Raw genomic sequence first — 17114 nt, 5'->3', positions numbered from 1 at the left:
AAACTTAGCGGAGTGAGGACTCACTCATTGACGGAGTGAGTCCTCACTCCGTAGTCTCGTACTCATGACAGCACCCAAGGAGAACCAGACCACCCGCCGCCGCGCCCCCGGCATGTCGCCGGAGCAGCGCCGCGCAATGATCATCCAGACCGCGATCCCGCTGATCGCCGAGTACGGCGCCGCGGTGACGACCGCGAAGATCGCCCGCGCCGCCGGCATCGGCGAGGGAACGATCTTCCGGGTCTTCGCCGACAAGGACGAGCTGCTGCAGGCATGCATGGCCGAGGCGCTTTCCCCCGAGCACGCGGTCCGCGAGCTCGACGCGATAGACCTGTCCCAGCCGCTGCCCGACCGGCTCGCGGAGGCGGCCGAGGCACTGCAGGCGCACCTGTCCAGGATGGGCGCGATCGCCGGCTCGCTGGGGCATCGCGGCGGCAAGCACCCCGGCACGGTGCGCGGCGCGGGCCGCAACGAGTCGACGACACGTATCCGCACGGCCCTCGCGGAGCTGCTGGAGCCGGACAAGGCCACCCTGCGCCGGCCGCCGGAGCAGATCGCGGCCCTCTTCTTCGGGCTGCTCTTCACCCAGCCGCGTACCGAGGACGAGCCCGACCTGACCTCGCAGGAGCTGGTGGAGGTCTTCCTGCACGGGGCGCTCTCGGTGGGCGCGAAGTGAGCGAGCGAAGAAGGCGCCTTGGGGTTACGGCCCTGGCCGTTCTGGCCCCCGTCCTGGTGTGGCTGGTCGCGGACCCACTGCTGGGGCACCAACTGCGGATCGCCGACGGAGAGCAGACGCTCGACATCGGTGCCGTGCCCGTGGCGGCCGTCGCGCTGCTCGCGTCGCTCTCCGGCTGGCTACTGCTGCGACTGGTGTGCGAGCAACCTCCATGAAGAGCGCATCACCCAGGCACTCTGAGATCTGGCGGACCCTACCCCCACCGAGGTCAGGACGATCCTGAACGACCTCGGCTACATCGACGACCGCATCCACGCCCTAAAGCAGGCCGGTAGGACCACGCGGTTCTTTCTCGACCTGCGCGACCAAGGCGGACGGCTCTGCTTGGACGGCTCGGCGGCCGGCGAGAAGACCATCGTCGACAAGTGCGTAGCACCCGCGACCGGCCCGTTCGCGCCTGGAGAATGGAAAGAGTGACCATCGCGATCTCCCATAGCCCGTCCGGAACAATCCAACTCCACGTAGCCCGCCCCAGGCAGCAAGCGCGAGCGGATCGAGATGAGTCTCAGGCAGGTACCCGACGCCGCGATGCCCCAGGTCACGCAACACCTCCTGGAACAGAGCCATCTCTACGTGAGTCCCTCGCGGCGCTACCGGCTCGAGGACCTGCTGTGGGAAGAGGACGCACCGCCCGAGATACCCAAGAAGGCCCGCCGTGAACTGGCGCGCGCCCTCGACCTGGGCGTCATCAGGGACCGGTGGTGTCAGTATCCGAAGTCGGCTGCGCAGATGACTGGAGTCGGGTGCACTGAGCACGGCCTCCGCTCGCGGGCCGCCGGCCCCTGGCGGCTGCTCAGTCGGGTGGGACGGCTGGGTCCATGATCCGATACCCCACGCCAGGTGTGGTGGCGATGACCGGAGGGTCGCCGAGTTTGCGGCGTAGGCGGCTGATGGTCACCGTGACGGTGTTGGTGAACGGGTCGGCGTGTTCGTCCCAGACCTGCTCGAGGAGGTTCTCCGTGCTGAGGAAGGCGGGGCTCGCGTTCAGGAGGGCTTCGAGTACCGCGAATTCCTTGACGGAGAGGTCGAGTTGGTGGCCGTCGCGGCTGACGGTGCGGCGCATCGGGTCGAGTTCGATGCCCGCCGTGCTCAAGGTGCGGGACCGGGCGGCGGGGCGGCGGCGGGCCAGTGCGCGGATGCGCAGGACGAGTTCGGGAAAGTGGAAGGGCTTGGCGAGGTAGTCGTCGGCGCCCAGGGTGAGGCCGCTGACGCGGTCGCCGGGTGAGTCGGCGGCGGTCAGCATCAGGACCATCACGCGGCCGTCCCGCTCGATGATCATCTGGCAGAGGGTGTCGCCGTGGATGCCTGGCAGGTCGCGGTCGAGCACGACGACGTCGTACGCGTTGACGTCCAGCTTGGCCGCGGCGTCGAGCCCGTCGTGGGCCACGTCTACGGCCATGCCCTGGTCGCGCAGTCCCTCGGCGATGACTTCGGCGAGGGGGCGGGCGTCCTCGACCACCAGGACCCTCAACGCGCCACGCCCGTCTCGGTGTCAGGGGTTTCCGCCGTCGCCCTGCCGTCCGTACGGGGGAGGGTGATGGTGACGCGGAGGCCGCCGTCGGGGCGGGCGCGCAGGTCCAGGGTGCCGTGGTGGGCCTGGGTGATGGCCGCGACGATGGAGAGGCCGAGGCCGCTGCCCTGGCCGGTGCCGGTCCGGTCGGCGCCAAGGCGGCGGAAGGGCTGCGCGAGGTCCGCCACCCGCCGCTGATCGAGGACCGGTCCGCTGGACTCGACGACGAGGGACACTGCGCCTGCGTCGTCTCCTTCGGCCCGTACCGCGACACTGATCCAGCCCCCGGGGTCGTTGTGCGCGATCGCGTTGTCGACCACGTTGTCGGCCACGCGGCGCAGCAGCGTCTGGCTGCCCCACACCCACGCGGAGTCGTCGATCCGGTTTTCACGCACGGTCAGTCCCTTGGCCGTGATGTCCTTTGCCCGTCCGGTCAGGGCGGTCAGCGCGAGTTGGCCGAGGGCGTGACGCGCCGAGTCGGTGAACTCGCCGTGCTGGGTGCGAGCCAGGACGAGGAAACTCTCCAGCAGCCGGTCCACCTGGTCGAGTTCGGCGCGCATCCGGGCGGCCAGCGTGGCCGTGGTCTCTGGTACCGGGCCCGGCTTGGCGAGGGCCACGTCCAGGGAGGCCCGCATCGTGGTGAGCGGGGTGCGCAGCTCGTGGGAGGCGTTGGCGACGAAGAGTCGCTGGGCGTCGAAGGAGCCCTCCAGGCGGCCGAGGAGGTCGTCGATGGTGTCGGCGAGGTCCTTCACCTCGTCGCCGGGGCCGCCGATGGCCAGGCGTTCGTGCAGGCTGTCGGCGGTGATCCGGCGGGTGGCCGCTGTCATCACGCGCAGCGGGCGCAGCACCCGGCCGGCGACGAACCAGCCGAGGCCGACCGAGATAACCGCCATGACGCCGAGGGCGATGGCGGAGCCGATCAGGATCTGCCGGGACTGGGTGTCGTGCGCCTGGGCCAGCTGCTGCTCCAGCTCGTCGATGCGGCCCTGGGCCTGTGCCGCCGTGGCGGGCTGATCGGTGCCGCCGTCGGGGGCGGTCTGGCTGGAGCGGGATCCGCCGGATGCCACCACGGCCGCGATGGCGAGCAGCGCCGTTCCCGACAGCAGGAACAGAGTCACGTACAAGGCGGTGAAGCGGGTGCGGGCAGTGCCACGGCGCAGGCCGAGCCGGACAGCCAGGCCCGCGAGCCGCCGGGGCGGACCCCATTTCATCCGCATGCTCCCCTCTCGCCACCGCATCAGGACACGTACCAGGCCAGGCTAAGCCGAGGCGCCTAACAACGAGATGACAGTGACTGTTCGACCCCTGTAACTCGCTCCGTCACAGGGTGGGGGCCATGAGCGATGAGAGTACGACGGCGACGATCGAGGTCATCGGTCTGCGTAAACGCTTCGGGCCACAGCTGGCCCTGGACGGTATGACGTTCACCGTGCGGCCCGGACGGGTGACCGGCTTCGTCGGCCCGAACGGCGCGGGCAAGTCCACCACCATGCGCGTGATCCTGGGCCTTGACGCGGCTGAGGAGGGAAAGGCCCTGGTCGACGGGGTGCCTTACCGCACCCTGCGTCGCCCGCTTCGGCATCTGGGGGCACTGCTCGACGCCTCCGCGCTGCAGCCGAGCCGCACCGCCCGTAACCACCTGCTGTGGCTGGCCCACTCACAGGGCGTGTCGGCCCGGCGGGTGGACGAGGTCATCGATCAGGCAGGCCTGGGCACGGCGGCCCGGCGTAAGGCCGGAGGCTTCTCGCTGGGCATGCGCCAGCGCCTGGGGATCGCGGCGGCGCTGCTCGGTGACCCGCCGGTGGTCATGCTGGACGAGCCGTTCAACGGCCTGGACCCTGACGGCATCGTGTGGATGCGCGGCTTCCTGTCGTCGTTGGCCCGGCAGGGCCGCGCCGTCCTGGTCTCCAGTCACCTGATGAGCGAACTCGAAGACACCGCGGACCATCTCGTGGTGATCGGCCGCGGCCGGGTCGTCGCGGACACCAGCGTGTCCGAGCTGCTCGCCGAGGCGTCCGGCGGCCGGGTCACCCTGCGTACCTCCGCGCCTCCGCGCGCCGCCCAGGTCCTGCACGGTGCGGGCGCCACCGTTCTCGCCACCGGCCCCGACACCCTCGGCGTCGCGGGCTTGCCCGACGAGGAGATCGTGGCCCTGCTCGCCCGGAACGGGGTGCCGTTCTCCCAGGTGTCCGCGCACCGGGCGACGCTCGAAGAGGCGTACATGGAGCTCACCCGGGACGCGGTGGAGTACCGGGGCATCCCGGCGGGGGAGGCTACGCGATGACCGCCACCGTCACCCCTCGTCCCCCGGCCACGAGGCGCGCTGAGCAGAGTGGGTTCCTCAGGACGCTGCACGCAGAGTGGACGAAGTTCCGTACGGTACGTGGCTGGGTCCTCGCCATGGCGGGGGCGCTCCTGGTGACGATCGTGGTCGGCCTGCTCGGCACGGCCGCCCCCGCCCCCGGCGGGGGCGGCGCCGACTCCGCCTCGTACCCGAAGGGACCCGGCGGCGAGGCCGTCAACGACAGCTTCTACTTCGTCCACAAGACGCTCACCGGCGACGGCACCCTCACCGTTCCCCTGCGGTCGCTGACTGGTGTGGCCGACACCGGGACCGGCAAGACGGCCCAGGGCGCCCAGCCCTGGGCGAAGGCCGGGATCATCGTGAAGGAAAGCCTCACCCAGGGAGCCCCGTACGCGGCGGTCATGGCCACCGGCGGCCACGGTGTGCGCATGCAGTACGACTACACGCACGATACGGCGGGCCCTTCCGGCAAGGTCTCCCAGGAGTCCCCGCGGTGGCTGCGCCTGGTCCGCTCCGGCGATATCCTCACCGGTTCCTCCTCCACCGACGGCTCCCACTGGACCGAGGTCGGCCATGCGAAGCTGCCGAGGCTTGCGCGCACCGTGCAGGCCGGGCTCTTCGCCACGTCACCGCAGGCGAAGCAGGACACCGCGGCGGGCACGGGCTTCAGCCCCGCCGTGGCCACCGGCACCTTCGGCCGCCCCGTCCTCACCGGCGGCTGGTCTCAGAGCGCGTGGAGCGGCACACAGGTGGGCGGCGACGCGGGCACCTCCGGCAGCTACACGAGCACCACCAAGGGCGGCTTCACCCAGACCGACGGCGGCGGGTTCACCGTGACCGGGGCCGGTGACATCGCACCGGTCGTCGGCGGGCCCGTCATGGGCGTCGGCTTCTCCGTCGAGAACTTCCTCGTCGGCACCTTCGCCGGGCTGATCGTGGTGATCGCCGTGGGCACGGTGTTCATCACCGGCGAGTACCGGCGCGGTCTGCTGCGTACGACCATGGCGGCAACTCCTTTGCGGGGCCGGGTGCTTGGTGCCAAGGCGCTGGTGGCCGGGGGCGTCGCGTTCGTCATCGGCCTGGTGGCCGCCGCGATCGCCATTCCCATCGGGGAACGCGGCGCGCGCGGCAGGGGCTTCCATGTCTTCCCCGTCACGTCGGCGACCGAAGTGCGCGTCGTGGTCGGCACCGGCCTGCTCTGCGCAGCCGCCGCTGTGCTCGCTCTCGGCGTCGGTGCCCTGCTGCGGCGCAGCGGCACGGCGGTCGCCCTGGTCATCGCGTCGATCGTGCTGCCCTTCCTGCTTGCCACCTCCGGCGTACTGCCCCCGGGCGTCTCGGAGTGGCTGCTGCGGGTGACCCCGGCTGCGGGCTTCGCCATCCAGCAGACCCTGCCGCAGTACGCGCAGGTGCTCAGCGTGTACGAGCCGTCGACCGGCTACTACCCGTTGGCGCCATGGGCCGGCCTCGCCGTGCTGTGCGGATACGCCGCGCTCGCCTTCGGTCTGGCCGTGGTGCGGCTGCGCGGGAGGGACGTATGAGTCTCCTGAGAAGTGCACGACTCACGAGCACGGCGGACGGCGCGTGGCGAGGGGGCTTCGGCCGCGCCCTGCGCGCGGAGTGGACGAAGCTGCGCACCGCAGGGGACATGGGCAGGTTGCTCCTGCTCGCCGTCGTGCTGACCGTGGCCGTCGGCTGCGGCACCGCCAAGGCCGTGAAGTGCCCGGATGCAGGGTGCGGCCAGGACGCTGTCAAGCTCGCCCTGACCGGCGTCACCGTCGGGCAGGCGGTCATCGCCGTCTTGGCGGTGCTGGCCGTCAGCGGCGAGTACGGCACCGGGATGATCCGCACCACGCTCACGGCGGTGCCGAACCGGCTCACCGTCCTCACCGCCAAGGCGACGGTCCTCACCACGGTCGTCCTGGCCTCCGGGACGGCTGCCGTCCTGGCCTCCCTTCTCGTCGGCCGCTACATCCTGCCCGGCAACGGATTCACCGAGGCGCACGGCTATGCCCCGCTGTCCCTGGCCGACGGCTCGACCCTGCGCGCGGCCGTGGGCTCGGTCCTCTACCTCGTCCTGATCGCCCTGATCGGTCTCGGCTTGGCGACGGCGGTGCGGGAGGCGGCGACCGCCATCGGGATCGTGCTCGGGCTGCTCTATCTCTTCCCCGTCGTCACCCAGGTGGTCGACGACCCGGAGTGGCAGCGCCACCTCCAGCAGATCTCGCCCATGTCCGCCGGACTCGCGGTCCAAGCCACCGTCCATCTGCACGAGCTGCCCATCGGCCCATGGGCCGGCCTGGGCGTGCTCGCCACGTGGGCCGCGGCCGCGCTGCTGGTCGGCAGCCTGCTGCTGCACAGGCGCGACGCGTAGCCGAATCGAGCCGACAGCGGGCACGGTCGCTTCGGGCCCCAACGACTTCAGGCGTCGGCGCGGATGGCGAGGTAGGCGTCCCGGATGCCGACGCCGACCAGCGGGATGCGCAGTTCGTTGCCCAGATAGCGCAGCAGGTTTCAAGAACTCGCGGCTTGAGCGCGTCGCTGTAGTACTGCACGCGGTCGATCACGAACCCCGACCGTGACAAGGTCCGGCGGACTACGGGCAGGAAGTCCACCAGGAACGCGGTCTCGTTGGTCACGGTCACCGGCGGTCCGCTCCCGCCCGAACCGCTTGATGATCGCGTCATGACCTCCGGGCGCCGCTCCGACTCCACATCGAGGTCGATGTCCGGCAGCGACGTGCGGCGCTGGCTCAGGAAACGTTCTTCACCGAACGGCGAGCTCACCGGGACGCGCTCAACCTGGGGCGATGCGTCGTGGCAGGGATGGCCTGCTTCCTTCTCGGATGTCGGGCCGCAGGTAGGCACCCTGAGCCTCGCGGCCACCCGGCGTCACGGCATGCCCGCACCGTGACGCCCCGGCTGCACGCTGCGGACGGGCTACGTCATCAACTCGATGTGCGGATGCTCGGGCTCCGCCAGGCAGACGAACAGGTGCTGCCGGTAGCCGCTGCCTATCTGGACACCGGTCGCGTTGTAGCCGCGGTGGCCGGGGTACGGTCCAGCACCTGGGTGGGGGTGCGGAGACCAGCTGTTCCCGGCGTCGTCCCCCTCCTCGAACGTGGCGACGGTCATCAGGATTTCCATGCCGGTGCCGCACTCGGAGCAGGGCTGCGAGCTGGGGTCGGTGGAGTTCCAAGCGGGCCAGCCGCCGACCTTCCAGCCGGGTGCGTTGGACAGCACACAGTCGTAGTACGTGTCCGGGTCCATGTCTTCCTCTGCTGCCTGCGGCACGCTCCACTGCTTGAGCTGCTCCCGCAGTTCTTCGCTCAGCTCCAGATGGTCGGGGTACTCGGTGATCTGCTCCGGTTCGAGCACGCACGGTTCCGGTAGATAGCCGTCGAACTGCACTGCGGGCGGCTCGGGGGGCGTGTCCAGAACGTCGGTGACGGCGGCTGCCGAACGCCAGAAGAGCAGGGTCCTGGGCATGATCGGATGATCGAAGGGGCACCACAGAACCTGCAGCAGGTCCTTGCCCTCCGGCGGGCTCAGATCGGGCACATCCCGTACGTACAGCTGCGCGACGGGCAGCATCGCTATGGGGCCGTCGTAGGCCTGGACCGCCAGCCTCACCGGATACGTCCGAGGGGGTCGGATCCGCTCGAGAGTCTCCCGTTCCTCCGGAGTCAGGTCCCGGCCGTGCGAGGCGGCGAAGATCCGTCGTTCCAGCCGCAGATCCGCCGGGGACTGGGCTGGGTTGATGCCATCCACCACATGCGGTTCCTCGCAGTGCGGCCACGGCTCCTCGGCGGGCCACAGCAGCGGGCCGCCGATCGAGCTGTCGTGCCACGTCGGCGCCCCAGGGCGGGGATGCAGGCGGGTCGCCGTGCGGGCCAGCGGAGCCAGTTGGGGAAAGACCGCGGCAACGTCGATCGGCCGTGGCGGAGTGACAGGAGTGACATTCATGGCCGCAATCTTGCCAATCGCCTCTGACAACGGCCCTCGTGGCCGCGAAGAGCTCCGGCACGGGCGTCACCCGGGAGAGCGCTACCGCCGGTCCGTTGCCGGCAGGACCCCACGATCGAGCGGATCGCCGCCCAGTGGCTGGAACTCAGGCGCTCTTCGTCGTGGTCACCGACGGCGCGGCCGACGCCCACGTCTTCCACGCCCGCGGGGCACGTATCAGCCGTCCCGGCCGGAAGGTCGCGGTGAAGTGGACACCGTGGGAGCGGGCACGGCAGCCGGGCGATGGCGCACCCCGCCTCGATCGCGCAGGATGCGCCTACCTCAGCCAGCCGCTCCGGCGGCCGGGGTCCGGCCTGCCGGAACCTCGCGCAGCTGGTCAAGACGGCGAAGTCGGCGACGGTCCGTTGGCCGGACTGTTTTCCGTTTCGACCACGGTCATCACGGACCAGGCGTCAGCGACTGCACCGAAGCCCTGCAGGCGTTACTCGTCGAGGAACTGAATGGCGTGCTTCAGGAACCGCTCGGGATACTGGAACTGCGCTCCATGCCCGGCATCGGGGTAGATCAGTAGCTGAGCGTTGGGGATGTTCTGAGCGAGGTGCCAGGAGTTGATCGAGGCGATCATCACGTCGTTCTCGCCGTTGAGGACCAGCGTCGGCTGGGTGATCGCGTTCAGGTGGGCGTAGGGGTTCTCGCCCGGCAGCGGTTCCGCGTAGGCGACGGTCGCTTCGAACTGCGCCTGTGCGACCGCGGGCGAGCTCGGCGGGTCCTGGTCCGCCCGCTGGTGGCGGCGCTCCCAGAAGGCCTTGCCTGCTTGCTTCGCGGCTTCCGAGCGGCCGAAGAACAGGAAGAGGAAGTCCTCCAGGGTGGGGACCGGGTTCAGGGCGTACTGAGGCACCTGGGGGTCACTTGTCGGGTCCCCGCCGCGGAGGCCGGTGCCAAGTAGGAGGAGCTTGCGCACCAGCTGGGGATGGCGCAGCGTGACCTCCTGCACCTGGTAGCCGCCGAGCGAGAAGCCGAGCAGGTCGACCTGCTCCAGCCCCAGCGCCCGGATGACCGCAGCGATGTCGTCGGCCATGTCCTCCATCCGGTTGCGCGGTGTGCCCGATGACGAGGCGATGCCCCGCCCGTTGAACAGGATGACCTCACGGCCTTCGGCCAGGCCGTCGGTGAGCAGCGGGTCCCAGTTGTCCATCCCCCCGCGGAAGTGCTGGACCAGGAAGATCGGGACGCCCGAGGGCTTGCCCCAGCGCCGGTAGGCGAACCGGTCGCCGTCGACCTCGATGTACTGAGTCGGTGCGGTCACATGTGTGTCACTCATGGCCTGGGCCTTTCTGGAGGGGGTGAGCAATACGATGACGGTCATCATCTAAAAAGTCAACCGCTTTGATGTCGATCGACATCTATGTATGCTGGACCGTCGAGCGTCGACCGAGGAAGGGACGGCTGGACATGCGGGTCACCAAGGCACAGGCAGAGCAGAACCGTGCCCACATCGTCGCGACAGCCGCCAGGCTGTTCCGTGAGCGCGGGTATGACGGTGTCGGCGTGGCAGATTTGATGGCAGCCGCCGGGTTCACCCACGGCGGGTTCTACAAGCACTTCCGCTCCAAGGCCGACCTGATGGCCGAAGCGTCCGCGAGCGGGCTCTCACAGACCGCGGCACGGACAGAAGGCCTGGACCCCGCCGAGTTCGTCGAGCGCTACGTCTCCCGGGAACATCGCGACGGGCGCGGTGACGGCTGCACCATCGCGGCCCTCGGCGGCGACGCCGCACGCCAGCCGGCGGACATCAAAACAGAGTTCGCAGCCGGGATCGAGAACCTGCTGACGGCCCTTCAGCCCCAAAGCGATACGCCGGGGGATGCGGACCAGCGCGCGGCCCGCACGATGGTGATCGACATGCTCGCCCACTCGGTCGGAGCGGTCATGTTGTCGCGGGCATGCCCGGATGGTTCTCCGCTGGCGGACGAAATCCTCGATGCCTGCCGCAAGGAGATTCTCGCGTCACTGGCACACCACAACAGCGAACAGCCGGCGGTAAGGAGTCCAGAAACCTGACGCAGCCGACCGACGCAAGCCCAACTCAGTACCATGAGCAGCACGAGGCCGGCTCCCGGTCGCCGCAGTACGAACACCGGTAGGACCACCCCGCCGCCCTTTCGGGCGATCTTCTTCAACGCGCGGTCCAGGCGCGGGGCGCGGGCGGCCAGCAGGCCCACGACCTCGCGCACCCACCGGCTCACGGTGGTGCGGTGCACCCCGTTCCCGCCGGCCAGATCGCCGGGCCGCTGGTCACAGCGCAGCACCGCCAGCACGATGCCGGCGATCTTCCCGGCGGGCAGCGTCCGCCACCACGAGGCGATCTTCTTCAGGCGGCCGCGTATCAGGCCGGCGAGATAGTTCAAGGTCGCGCCCGACGGCGGCAGGCGGGCGGTGTAGACAAGGGCGTCAGGGCCCTCGGTGACACCGTTGTTCTTCTTCACGCCAAACTCAACTGCCGCCGGGGGCCCGCCCGTTACGGCCTGCCCGCGCAGTTGCGAGCGTACGGTGAACCGCCCGTCGGGCCGCTTGTGCAGCCAGCCGCGGTCGACGAGCTTGGTCATCTTCGCCCGCAAAGGCTCCAGCTTGCCGCGCACCGAGGCATCCAGGCCCAGCCGCTCACTGACCGCCCTGACCTGCACCGGCCCGTCGGCCTCCCGCACGATCGCCAGGATCTTGCGGTAGTCGCCGGGCGGAGTGCCCTCGTCGGCCGTGTCGCTGCGGTGCGGGATGAGCAGGACAACGGCGGGCGCCAGTTCTCCGTACCCTTCCGGATCGGGACAGCGGGCGCACTGCCCGCCCGGCCACCTTCACCGGTACCGGAGCGACAGGATCGGCCGCCTCGGCGTCGGCGTGGGCCTGCTCGGCCAGGCGGTTCAACACCCGCTCGGCGATCACCAGTTCGTCCCGCTCGACCTCGACCTCCTGAAGCTGCTTGGTCAACTGCTCGGCGAGGGCGTCCAGTTCGCTAGGGCTCGGAGCCAGTCGGGCGGGTGACGGCGCGTGGTGTGGTCCAGGCGATGACGGCTCGGGGGTGTTGTAGCACGCGCTGGTGGGTGTGGTGCGCGGCGGCGAGTTCGGACACGCCTTGGGTGTGGACGGTGGAGGTGAGTCGTAGATCGGGAGGGGCTTGTTGGTGGCGCGGGCGCATCAGCCGGTGCAGTGACGGGTGGCGCCACGCGGAGTCGGTGGCGCCGTTCCGGGGGCCTTGACCTACTCCACGAGGGCGCCGCGTGCGGTGGCGTGATCGCTGCGCTGACCGCACCACACGGGCTCCGACCCGGACTGCTGGGAACAGGGGCTGTGGGAGTGGGACCCGACGCCACATAGGTGGGCAATCTCCGGAATCCCAGCAGCACGCGCTGGCGGTAGCCCTCCGGCCGGCCGCCCCACCCGTCCAGTCATGCCGGTGCGGGCGGCAACGGCCGGATGACCTGCCATTTGGGGATTCGGGCCATGCCGCAGCCGAGGGCTACCCGGATGGTCGCCTGGGCCTGAGGCTGAGGCTGGGGACGCGCTTCAGCGAGGCAGCAGGACGTCGACCTGCCTGCGGATGTCCTGCACGATCTCCTCGACGCTCAAGGCGAGGTTCACGCTCGCCGCCATGCTGAGGAACATCACGGCGGACACGATGTGTGCCAGTGTCGCGGCGTCGCCCTCTGTGACCCGTTCGTCTCGGCGCAGGACGGCGGCGACGGTCTCCTCGGTCTGCGCGACGATGGCCAGTGCCGCGCCGTGCCGGGGCTCCTCGGGGTCGCCGAAGACCATCTCTCGCAGGTAGGTGCGTCCGTTGTCGATCTGGATGCGGTTGCACTCGACGATCGGCCGGACGATCGCGAGCACCGCGTCCAGCACGCCTGGGATGGCCTCGGCGTCCGCCCGGCCCTGCTCAAGTGCTTCGACGTACTTGGCGTTCTGGACAAGGAGGAGGAGTTCGCCCTTGGTCTTGGCATAAAGGAACAGGGTCCCGGTGCCGATGTCGGCCTTGTCCGCGATCTGCTGGGTCGTGACCTCATCGACGCCGTGTTCGGCGAACAGTTCACTGGCGGCAGCGACGATGCGGTCGAGTTTCTCCTGCTTGTTCCGCTCGCGCCGTCCGACAGGCATGGCGGTGTCCTCCAGGAATAGATTCTGACTGTAATCAGTTATGATTGTACTCGGTATCGTGTGAGCTCGACTGTGGCTCCGCTCATTCTCCCATCGCGGGGCGGCGTGTCGTTGCTCCACCCGTGCGCAGCCACGAACCTCGCATCCCCCTTGGAAGAAGGAACCCATGCCCTCCCTCGATGGAGCAGTCGTCCTCGTCACCGGCGCCAATGGCGGTATCGGCACCCACTTCGTCCACGACGCACTGGCTCGCGGCGCCGTCAAGGTCTACGCCACCGCCCGTTCCCCCCGCGCCTGGGACGATGAACGCATCGTCCCCCTGACCCTTGACGTCACCGACCGCGCGTCGATCGACGCGGCCGTCGCCGCCGCGGCGGATGTCACCGTGCTCGTCAACAACGCGGGCGCCCTCCCGCCGAGCGCGAGCCTGCTGGACGTCACCGAGGCGGACATCCGGGCGAACATGGAGACGAACTTCTTCGGACCGGTCTTCCTCGCCCGCGCCTTCGCACCGGTCCTCGCCGCCAAGAAGGGCTCAATCCTCATCGACGTGCACTCCGTTGCCAGCTGGTATGCCTTCGGCGGCGCCTACAGCGCGTCCAAGGCCGCGCTGTGGTCGGCCACCAACTCGCTGCGCATCGAGTTCGCACCCATGGGCGTCCACGTGACGGGTGTGCACATGGGCTACGTCGACACCGGTATGGCCGCGCACGCTGACGGACCCAAGATGCTGCCGACACAGCTGGTGACGACGGTCTACGACGCCGTCGAGGCCGGAGAACACGAGGTCCTGGCCGACGAGTTGACCAAGGGGGTCAAGGCGGCTCTGAGCGGCCCGGTCGAGGCGCTTTACCCGGACCTGCACAGCACGGACGCCTGAGCTTGTTCTTCGGGCCCGACGTGATCTCTTCATGTCGGGCCCTTGTGATCCATGGCGTTCGAACAGTCGGCCGGCCGGTGTCGAGAAGGCGTGCGACGTCGCGGCCGTCGGACCGTGGATGACATCGGCGGTCGATCCGGCAGCAGCCCGATCAGCAGCGGGGCACCCCACCGCCGTGGCGGCAGACCATCGCGGCTGTCGGGCCACGAGCTCAGGCGGTGCCAGGCACCGCGAGTTCGGCCCGGTCGGTTCGGTGAAGCTTGGTCAGGCCATGCTCGGCACGCACTCGTCCGCGCATCATCCGGTGTAGTTCGTCCAGCGACCGCCGGGGCACTTCCCCCGCCACCACTCGCAGCAGTGTCGGCGGGTACAGGCAGCGCCACTGGGTGGTGAGTCCTGACCAATCGGCCCGTGGCCCGGAGAGGGCGCCGACGCGTTCGAATTCGCCCGCGATGTTGGTGCGCCGGTCGACCACGGTGCCGAAGACGTCGGAGATCAGGTGGGCCCCGCGGCAAAGGAGGACGGACGCGGCATCGGCTGCGTCCGTGCTCGTTTTCTGGTGGGTGTCAGCGTTGCTGATTGGCGATGCCGATGTAGTGCCCGAGACGGTACTCGAAGTCGATGCCGGCCTGTTCGACGACGGCCTGCGTGCCTGCGGCCCGGGTGAGGAAACCGGGGAGGGTGAGGGAGTGGGTGAACTCGCCGTACGCGGCGACCAGGTCCGCGTCCGGGGGCAGGGATGCCCGGTTGATCTGGGCTTTGGCCGAGGCGAGTGAGGTGCGGTCGAAGGAGGCGAGCCGGGCGGCGACGGTGCCGACGAAGGCGTCGAGTTCGCTGTCGGGGAGTGCGCGGGTGACCCAGCCCCAGCGTTCGGCGGTGTCGGCGTCGTAGTCGTCGCTGGTGAGGATGGCTTCCAGGGCGCGGTCGCGTCCGATGGCCCGGGGCAGGCGTTCGGTGCCGCCACCGCCGGGGAGCAGTCCGCTGCCGACCTCGGGCTGTCCGAAGATCGCCTTCTCGCGACTGGCGTAGCGCAGATCGAGGGCGAGGGCGAGCTCGTTCCCGCCGCCGCGGGTGCGTCCCCGGATGGCCGCGATGGTGATGTAGGGCGCTTTGGAGAGTTCCAGGACCAGATTCGTCCATGCCGGCACCGCGTCCGGGTCCTCGGGGGCGGGGAAGTCGGCGGCGGCGGCCAGGTCGAAGTGGTTGTAGAAGAAGTCGGGGGTGGCGCTGTCGAACAGCACGACCTGGATGTCCGGGTCGGTGGCCAGTTCGGTGACGATCTCGATGAGGCGCAGGACTGTCTCGCCGGTGATGAGGTTGACGGGCGGGTTGGCGAAGGTGATCTTCGCGATCTGCGGTGAGGTGCGCTCGTAGTGGATGGTGCTCTGCTGCTCGCTCATGGCTGGCTCCAGATGCGTGGTGGGTAACAGATGGGTGGTGGGTAACAGATGGCGGCGGGGGCGTGAGGAGGGCCAGGAAGCCGGGGCGGATGGATTGCCGAGCAGATCCGGTGGTCCCGCTTTCCGTCTGCGCGCTGCTCACTCCTGGTAGCGCGGGAGGATGTCGCCGTTCTTGACGTAGGTGAGGGTGGCGTTGACGTCGTAGGCGTGGATCGCGGAGACCTGCGGTGCCAGCCGGTTGGACAGGTCCTCGATCGCGTTGCCGGTGAAGAAGGCGTCCCGTGCTGCGGTGTCGGTGAACCCGAGGCTGACCGAGGCGTGGAAGTGCTGGTCGTGGGGGTTGTCGTGGGCGACGTCCGGGGTGTCCCAGAGCTTTTCGATCCAGGGCAGGAACGTCTGCGTGCGCAGTTCCTTCAGCACTCCGGTTTCGGCGAGCGCGGGGGCGAGCTGCTCGTTGACGAACTTCCGGAAGGCGCCGGCGCCGACCCCGTCTCTGCGGCGAAGGTAGATCAGCGCGCGGGCACCGACAGTCTGTCCGGGGCCTGCGACGTCGTACCAGCGGGATGAGTTCGGCGGGCCGGCGTAGAGCAGGGTGCGGCGGAACACGTTGATCTCGTCGGCGTAGGCCAGCTTCGTCTGCTCGCGCCCTTTCAGGGGTGCAAGCACCGATTGGAAGGTGACTTCCGCGACGCCGTCGATCTTCCGGTCGGCGGGGATCGCGGTCTGGACTCCATCGATGGCCGGCCACAGGCCCGTGTTGTGCTCGGCGAGGTGGATCTGCCGGTACTCCTCCAGGCCCGGGGTGGCGGAGATGATCCCTGAGTGCGGGCCCTTCCAGTGGTCCATGCCGGTCTGGCGGGGCTGGTCGGTGCGCACCCACAGCAGGATCGAGGAGGTGAGAGGCTTCTTCACTTCCAGGGGCGCGGCGGCCGGTGACGTGCTCATGGTGTTGCCCTTTTTCCTGGTCAGGTGGTGGTCATCGGGCCAGGAAATCGACCGCTACGGGGGCGAATTCCTGGTGGTACTGGAAGATGCCGCCGTGCCCGGAGTCGGGGTAGATGATCAGTTCGCTGCCCTTGATACGCCGGTGCAGGTCCTCCGACAGGACCGACGGCACCATGCGGTCGTTGTCGCCGTTGGCGATCAGGGTGGGCTGCGTGATCGACGACAGGTCGTCGGGGGCGGAGCGCCCCCACTTCTTGATCGCCTTCAGCTGCGTCTGGAACGCCTTGGTCTTGATCTCCGCGTCGCGGTCGACAGTGCGCTCCTTGAGCCGGTTGACGAACGCGCGCCCGGCGGCCTTGCCGGTGGCATTGCGGTTGAAGAACAGGAACTCCTTGGGGTCCGAACGGGTCAAGGTGGCGCGCAGGATGTCCCAGTAGGTGATTCTGGCGACCTTGTCCATGTCCTTGCCGCCCTTGGGCCCGGTGCCGGTGAGGACCAGCTTGCGGACGAGGTCGGGGTGCTTCACCACCAGGGCCTGAGCGACCATGCCGCCGAGGGAGAAGGAGAAGACGTCGATCTTGTCGTACCCGAGCGCCTTGATGAAGGTGTAGGCGTCGTCGGCCATCGCCTCGACACTGTCCGGCACCTGACCGGTGGATGCCCCGACACCGCGGTTGTCGAAGGCGATGACGTGACGGCCTTTCGCGATGGGATCGATGATGCGGGGGTCCCAGTTGTCCAGGGTCGCGGCGAGGTGGACGAAGAAGACGACGGGGATGCCGCCCTTCGGTCCCAGCTCGCGGTATGCGTAGCTGACGCCACCGGCGCTGACGGTGCGGGCCGGGGCCTTCGCATAGGACGTGATGACGGCTTCGTTCGGGATGTCGGTGTTGCTCATGACGGATTCTCCTCGTGTGTTTTGGGTCGCTGTGCGTTCTGTGTCGCCCGTCGCGGTTGCGGCGGGTCAGCTGAGGCCGATGACGGACTTGCCGCGGATGCCGCCCTGGGACAGGGACTGCAGCGCCTGCGGGGTCTGGTCGAAGCCGAACACCTTTCCCACGACCGGGCGCACCACGCCCTGGTCGACGAGGGTGGTGATCTGGCGGAGCTGGTCGCCGTTGGCGCGCATGAACAGGAACTCGTACGTCACGCCGAGCTTCTTGGCCTGCCTGCGGATCTTGCCGCTCAGGGCTGCGACCGCCAGGCGCATCAGCGGGTTCAGGCCTG

At 69.3% G+C, this 17114-nt stretch carries 17 protein-coding genes and 2 pseudogenes; 7 read left to right on the top strand and 12 right to left on the bottom strand.

What is annotated here, in order from left to right:
• Nucleotides 1-64 precede the first annotated feature (64 nt).
• Together AQJ84_RS38955 and AQJ84_RS41775 are read left to right on the top strand one after the other, a co-directional pair.
• Nucleotides 65-676, top strand: a complete 612-nt coding sequence (locus AQJ84_RS38955; RefSeq protein WP_030042931.1) for a TetR/AcrR family transcriptional regulator — start codon at nucleotides 65-67, stop codon at nucleotides 674-676.
• Complete coding sequence (locus AQJ84_RS41775) at nucleotides 673-891, top strand: DUF6069 family protein (RefSeq protein WP_037803776.1); 219 nt, start codon at nucleotides 673-675, stop codon at nucleotides 889-891. Before AQJ84_RS38955 ends, AQJ84_RS41775 begins: the two co-directional genes overlap by 4 nt.
• A 638-nt stretch (nucleotides 892-1529) precedes the next feature.
• On the opposite strand, the gene AQJ84_RS38945 is transcribed toward AQJ84_RS41775, so the two are convergent.
• Both AQJ84_RS38945 and AQJ84_RS38940 read right to left on the bottom strand, forming a co-directional pair.
• Nucleotides 1530-2207, bottom strand: a complete 678-nt coding sequence (locus AQJ84_RS38945; RefSeq protein ID WP_198536406.1) for a response regulator transcription factor — start codon at nucleotides 2205-2207, stop codon at nucleotides 1530-1532.
• Complete coding sequence (locus tag AQJ84_RS38940; protein WP_051870128.1) at nucleotides 2204-3457, bottom strand: sensor histidine kinase; 1254 nt, start codon at nucleotides 3455-3457, stop codon at nucleotides 2204-2206. Before AQJ84_RS38940 ends, AQJ84_RS38945 begins: the two co-directional genes overlap by 4 nt.
• A 125-nt stretch (nucleotides 3458-3582) precedes the next feature.
• On the opposite strand from AQJ84_RS38940, the gene AQJ84_RS38935 reads away from it, so the two are divergent.
• The 3 genes from AQJ84_RS38935 to AQJ84_RS38925 are packed head-to-tail and all read left to right on the top strand — an operon-like array spanning nucleotide 3583 to nucleotide 6922.
• Entirely contained in the window at nucleotides 3583-4530 is a 948-nt protein-coding gene (locus AQJ84_RS38935) for an ATP-binding cassette domain-containing protein (RefSeq protein ID WP_030042937.1), read from the top strand.
• A complete protein-coding gene (locus AQJ84_RS38930; protein ID WP_030042938.1) occupies nucleotides 4527-6089 on the top strand; it encodes an ABC transporter permease subunit in 1563 nt (520 codons plus the stop codon). Before AQJ84_RS38935 ends, AQJ84_RS38930 begins: the two co-directional genes overlap by 4 nt.
• Nucleotides 6086-6922 carry an ABC transporter permease subunit gene (locus tag AQJ84_RS38925; RefSeq protein ID WP_107082853.1) on the top strand — a complete coding sequence of 279 codons (837 nt, stop codon included), beginning with the start codon at nucleotides 6086-6088 and terminating at the stop codon, nucleotides 6920-6922. Before AQJ84_RS38930 ends, AQJ84_RS38925 begins: the two co-directional genes overlap by 4 nt.
• Before the next feature lie 47 nt (nucleotides 6923-6969).
• On the opposite strand, the gene AQJ84_RS45195 is transcribed toward AQJ84_RS38925, so the two are convergent.
• From AQJ84_RS45195 to AQJ84_RS38915, 4 genes and pseudogenes are all read right to left on the bottom strand, one after another.
• Complete coding sequence (locus AQJ84_RS45195) at nucleotides 6970-7056, bottom strand: TniB family NTP-binding protein (protein WP_225877367.1); 87 nt, start codon at nucleotides 7054-7056, stop codon at nucleotides 6970-6972.
• A gap of 138 nt (nucleotides 7057-7194) precedes the next feature.
• Nucleotides 7195-7313: pseudogene (locus AQJ84_RS43320) on the bottom strand (hypothetical protein); the annotation flags it as partial.
• Nucleotides 7314-7487: 174 nt separating this feature from the next.
• A complete protein-coding gene (locus tag AQJ84_RS38920; RefSeq protein ID WP_030042940.1) occupies nucleotides 7488-8513 on the bottom strand; it encodes a hypothetical protein in 1026 nt (341 codons plus the stop codon).
• A 481-nt stretch (nucleotides 8514-8994) separates the two neighbouring features.
• Nucleotides 8995-9834, bottom strand: coding sequence for an alpha/beta fold hydrolase (locus AQJ84_RS38915; protein ID WP_030042941.1), 840 nt, complete (start codon nucleotides 9832-9834; stop codon nucleotides 8995-8997).
• A 68-nt stretch (nucleotides 9835-9902) separates the two neighbouring features.
• Between AQJ84_RS38915 and AQJ84_RS44575 the strand changes: the two are divergent.
• Nucleotides 9903-10136: pseudogene (locus AQJ84_RS44575) on the top strand (TetR family transcriptional regulator); the annotation flags it as partial.
• Between the two features lie 215 nt (nucleotides 10137-10351).
• Here AQJ84_RS44575 and AQJ84_RS44570 read toward each other — a convergent pair.
• Nucleotides 10352-10999 carry a helix-turn-helix domain-containing protein gene (locus AQJ84_RS44570; RefSeq protein ID WP_310591799.1) on the bottom strand — a complete coding sequence of 216 codons (648 nt, stop codon included), beginning with the start codon at nucleotides 10997-10999 and terminating at the stop codon, nucleotides 10352-10354.
• Between the two features lie 1075 nt (nucleotides 11000-12074).
• Nucleotides 12075-12662, bottom strand: a complete 588-nt coding sequence (locus tag AQJ84_RS38905) for a TetR/AcrR family transcriptional regulator (protein ID WP_059198913.1) — start codon at nucleotides 12660-12662, stop codon at nucleotides 12075-12077.
• Between the two features lie 166 nt (nucleotides 12663-12828).
• Between AQJ84_RS38905 and AQJ84_RS38900 the strand changes: the two genes are divergently transcribed.
• Nucleotides 12829-13542, top strand: coding sequence for an SDR family oxidoreductase (locus AQJ84_RS38900; protein WP_030042945.1), 714 nt, complete (start codon nucleotides 12829-12831; stop codon nucleotides 13540-13542).
• Between the two features lie 566 nt (nucleotides 13543-14108).
• Here the strand turns inward: AQJ84_RS38900 and AQJ84_RS38890 are convergent.
• The 4 genes from AQJ84_RS38890 to AQJ84_RS38875 form a co-directional block, all read right to left on the bottom strand.
• Nucleotides 14109-14942: an enoyl-CoA hydratase/isomerase family protein gene (locus tag AQJ84_RS38890; RefSeq protein ID WP_030042946.1), complete on the bottom strand. Its 834-nt coding sequence runs from the start codon at nucleotides 14940-14942 to the stop codon at nucleotides 14109-14111.
• Nucleotides 14943-15080: 138 nt separating this feature from the next.
• Nucleotides 15081-15887, bottom strand: a complete 807-nt coding sequence (locus AQJ84_RS38885) for a hypothetical protein (RefSeq protein WP_051870130.1) — start codon at nucleotides 15885-15887, stop codon at nucleotides 15081-15083.
• Nucleotides 15888-15918: 31 nt separating this feature from the next.
• Nucleotides 15919-16785, bottom strand: coding sequence for an alpha/beta fold hydrolase (locus tag AQJ84_RS38880; protein ID WP_030042948.1), 867 nt, complete (start codon nucleotides 16783-16785; stop codon nucleotides 15919-15921).
• A gap of 66 nt (nucleotides 16786-16851) precedes the next feature.
• On the bottom strand, nucleotides 16852-17114 hold a 263-nt coding region (locus tag AQJ84_RS38875; RefSeq protein WP_159042779.1), incomplete at its 5' end, for a zinc-binding dehydrogenase.

The organism is Streptomyces resistomycificus, from assembly GCF_001514265.1.
Taxonomy (GTDB): domain Bacteria; phylum Actinomycetota; class Actinomycetes; order Streptomycetales; family Streptomycetaceae; genus Streptomyces; species Streptomyces resistomycificus.
This window is presented reverse-complemented; position numbering and strand designations above follow the sequence as displayed.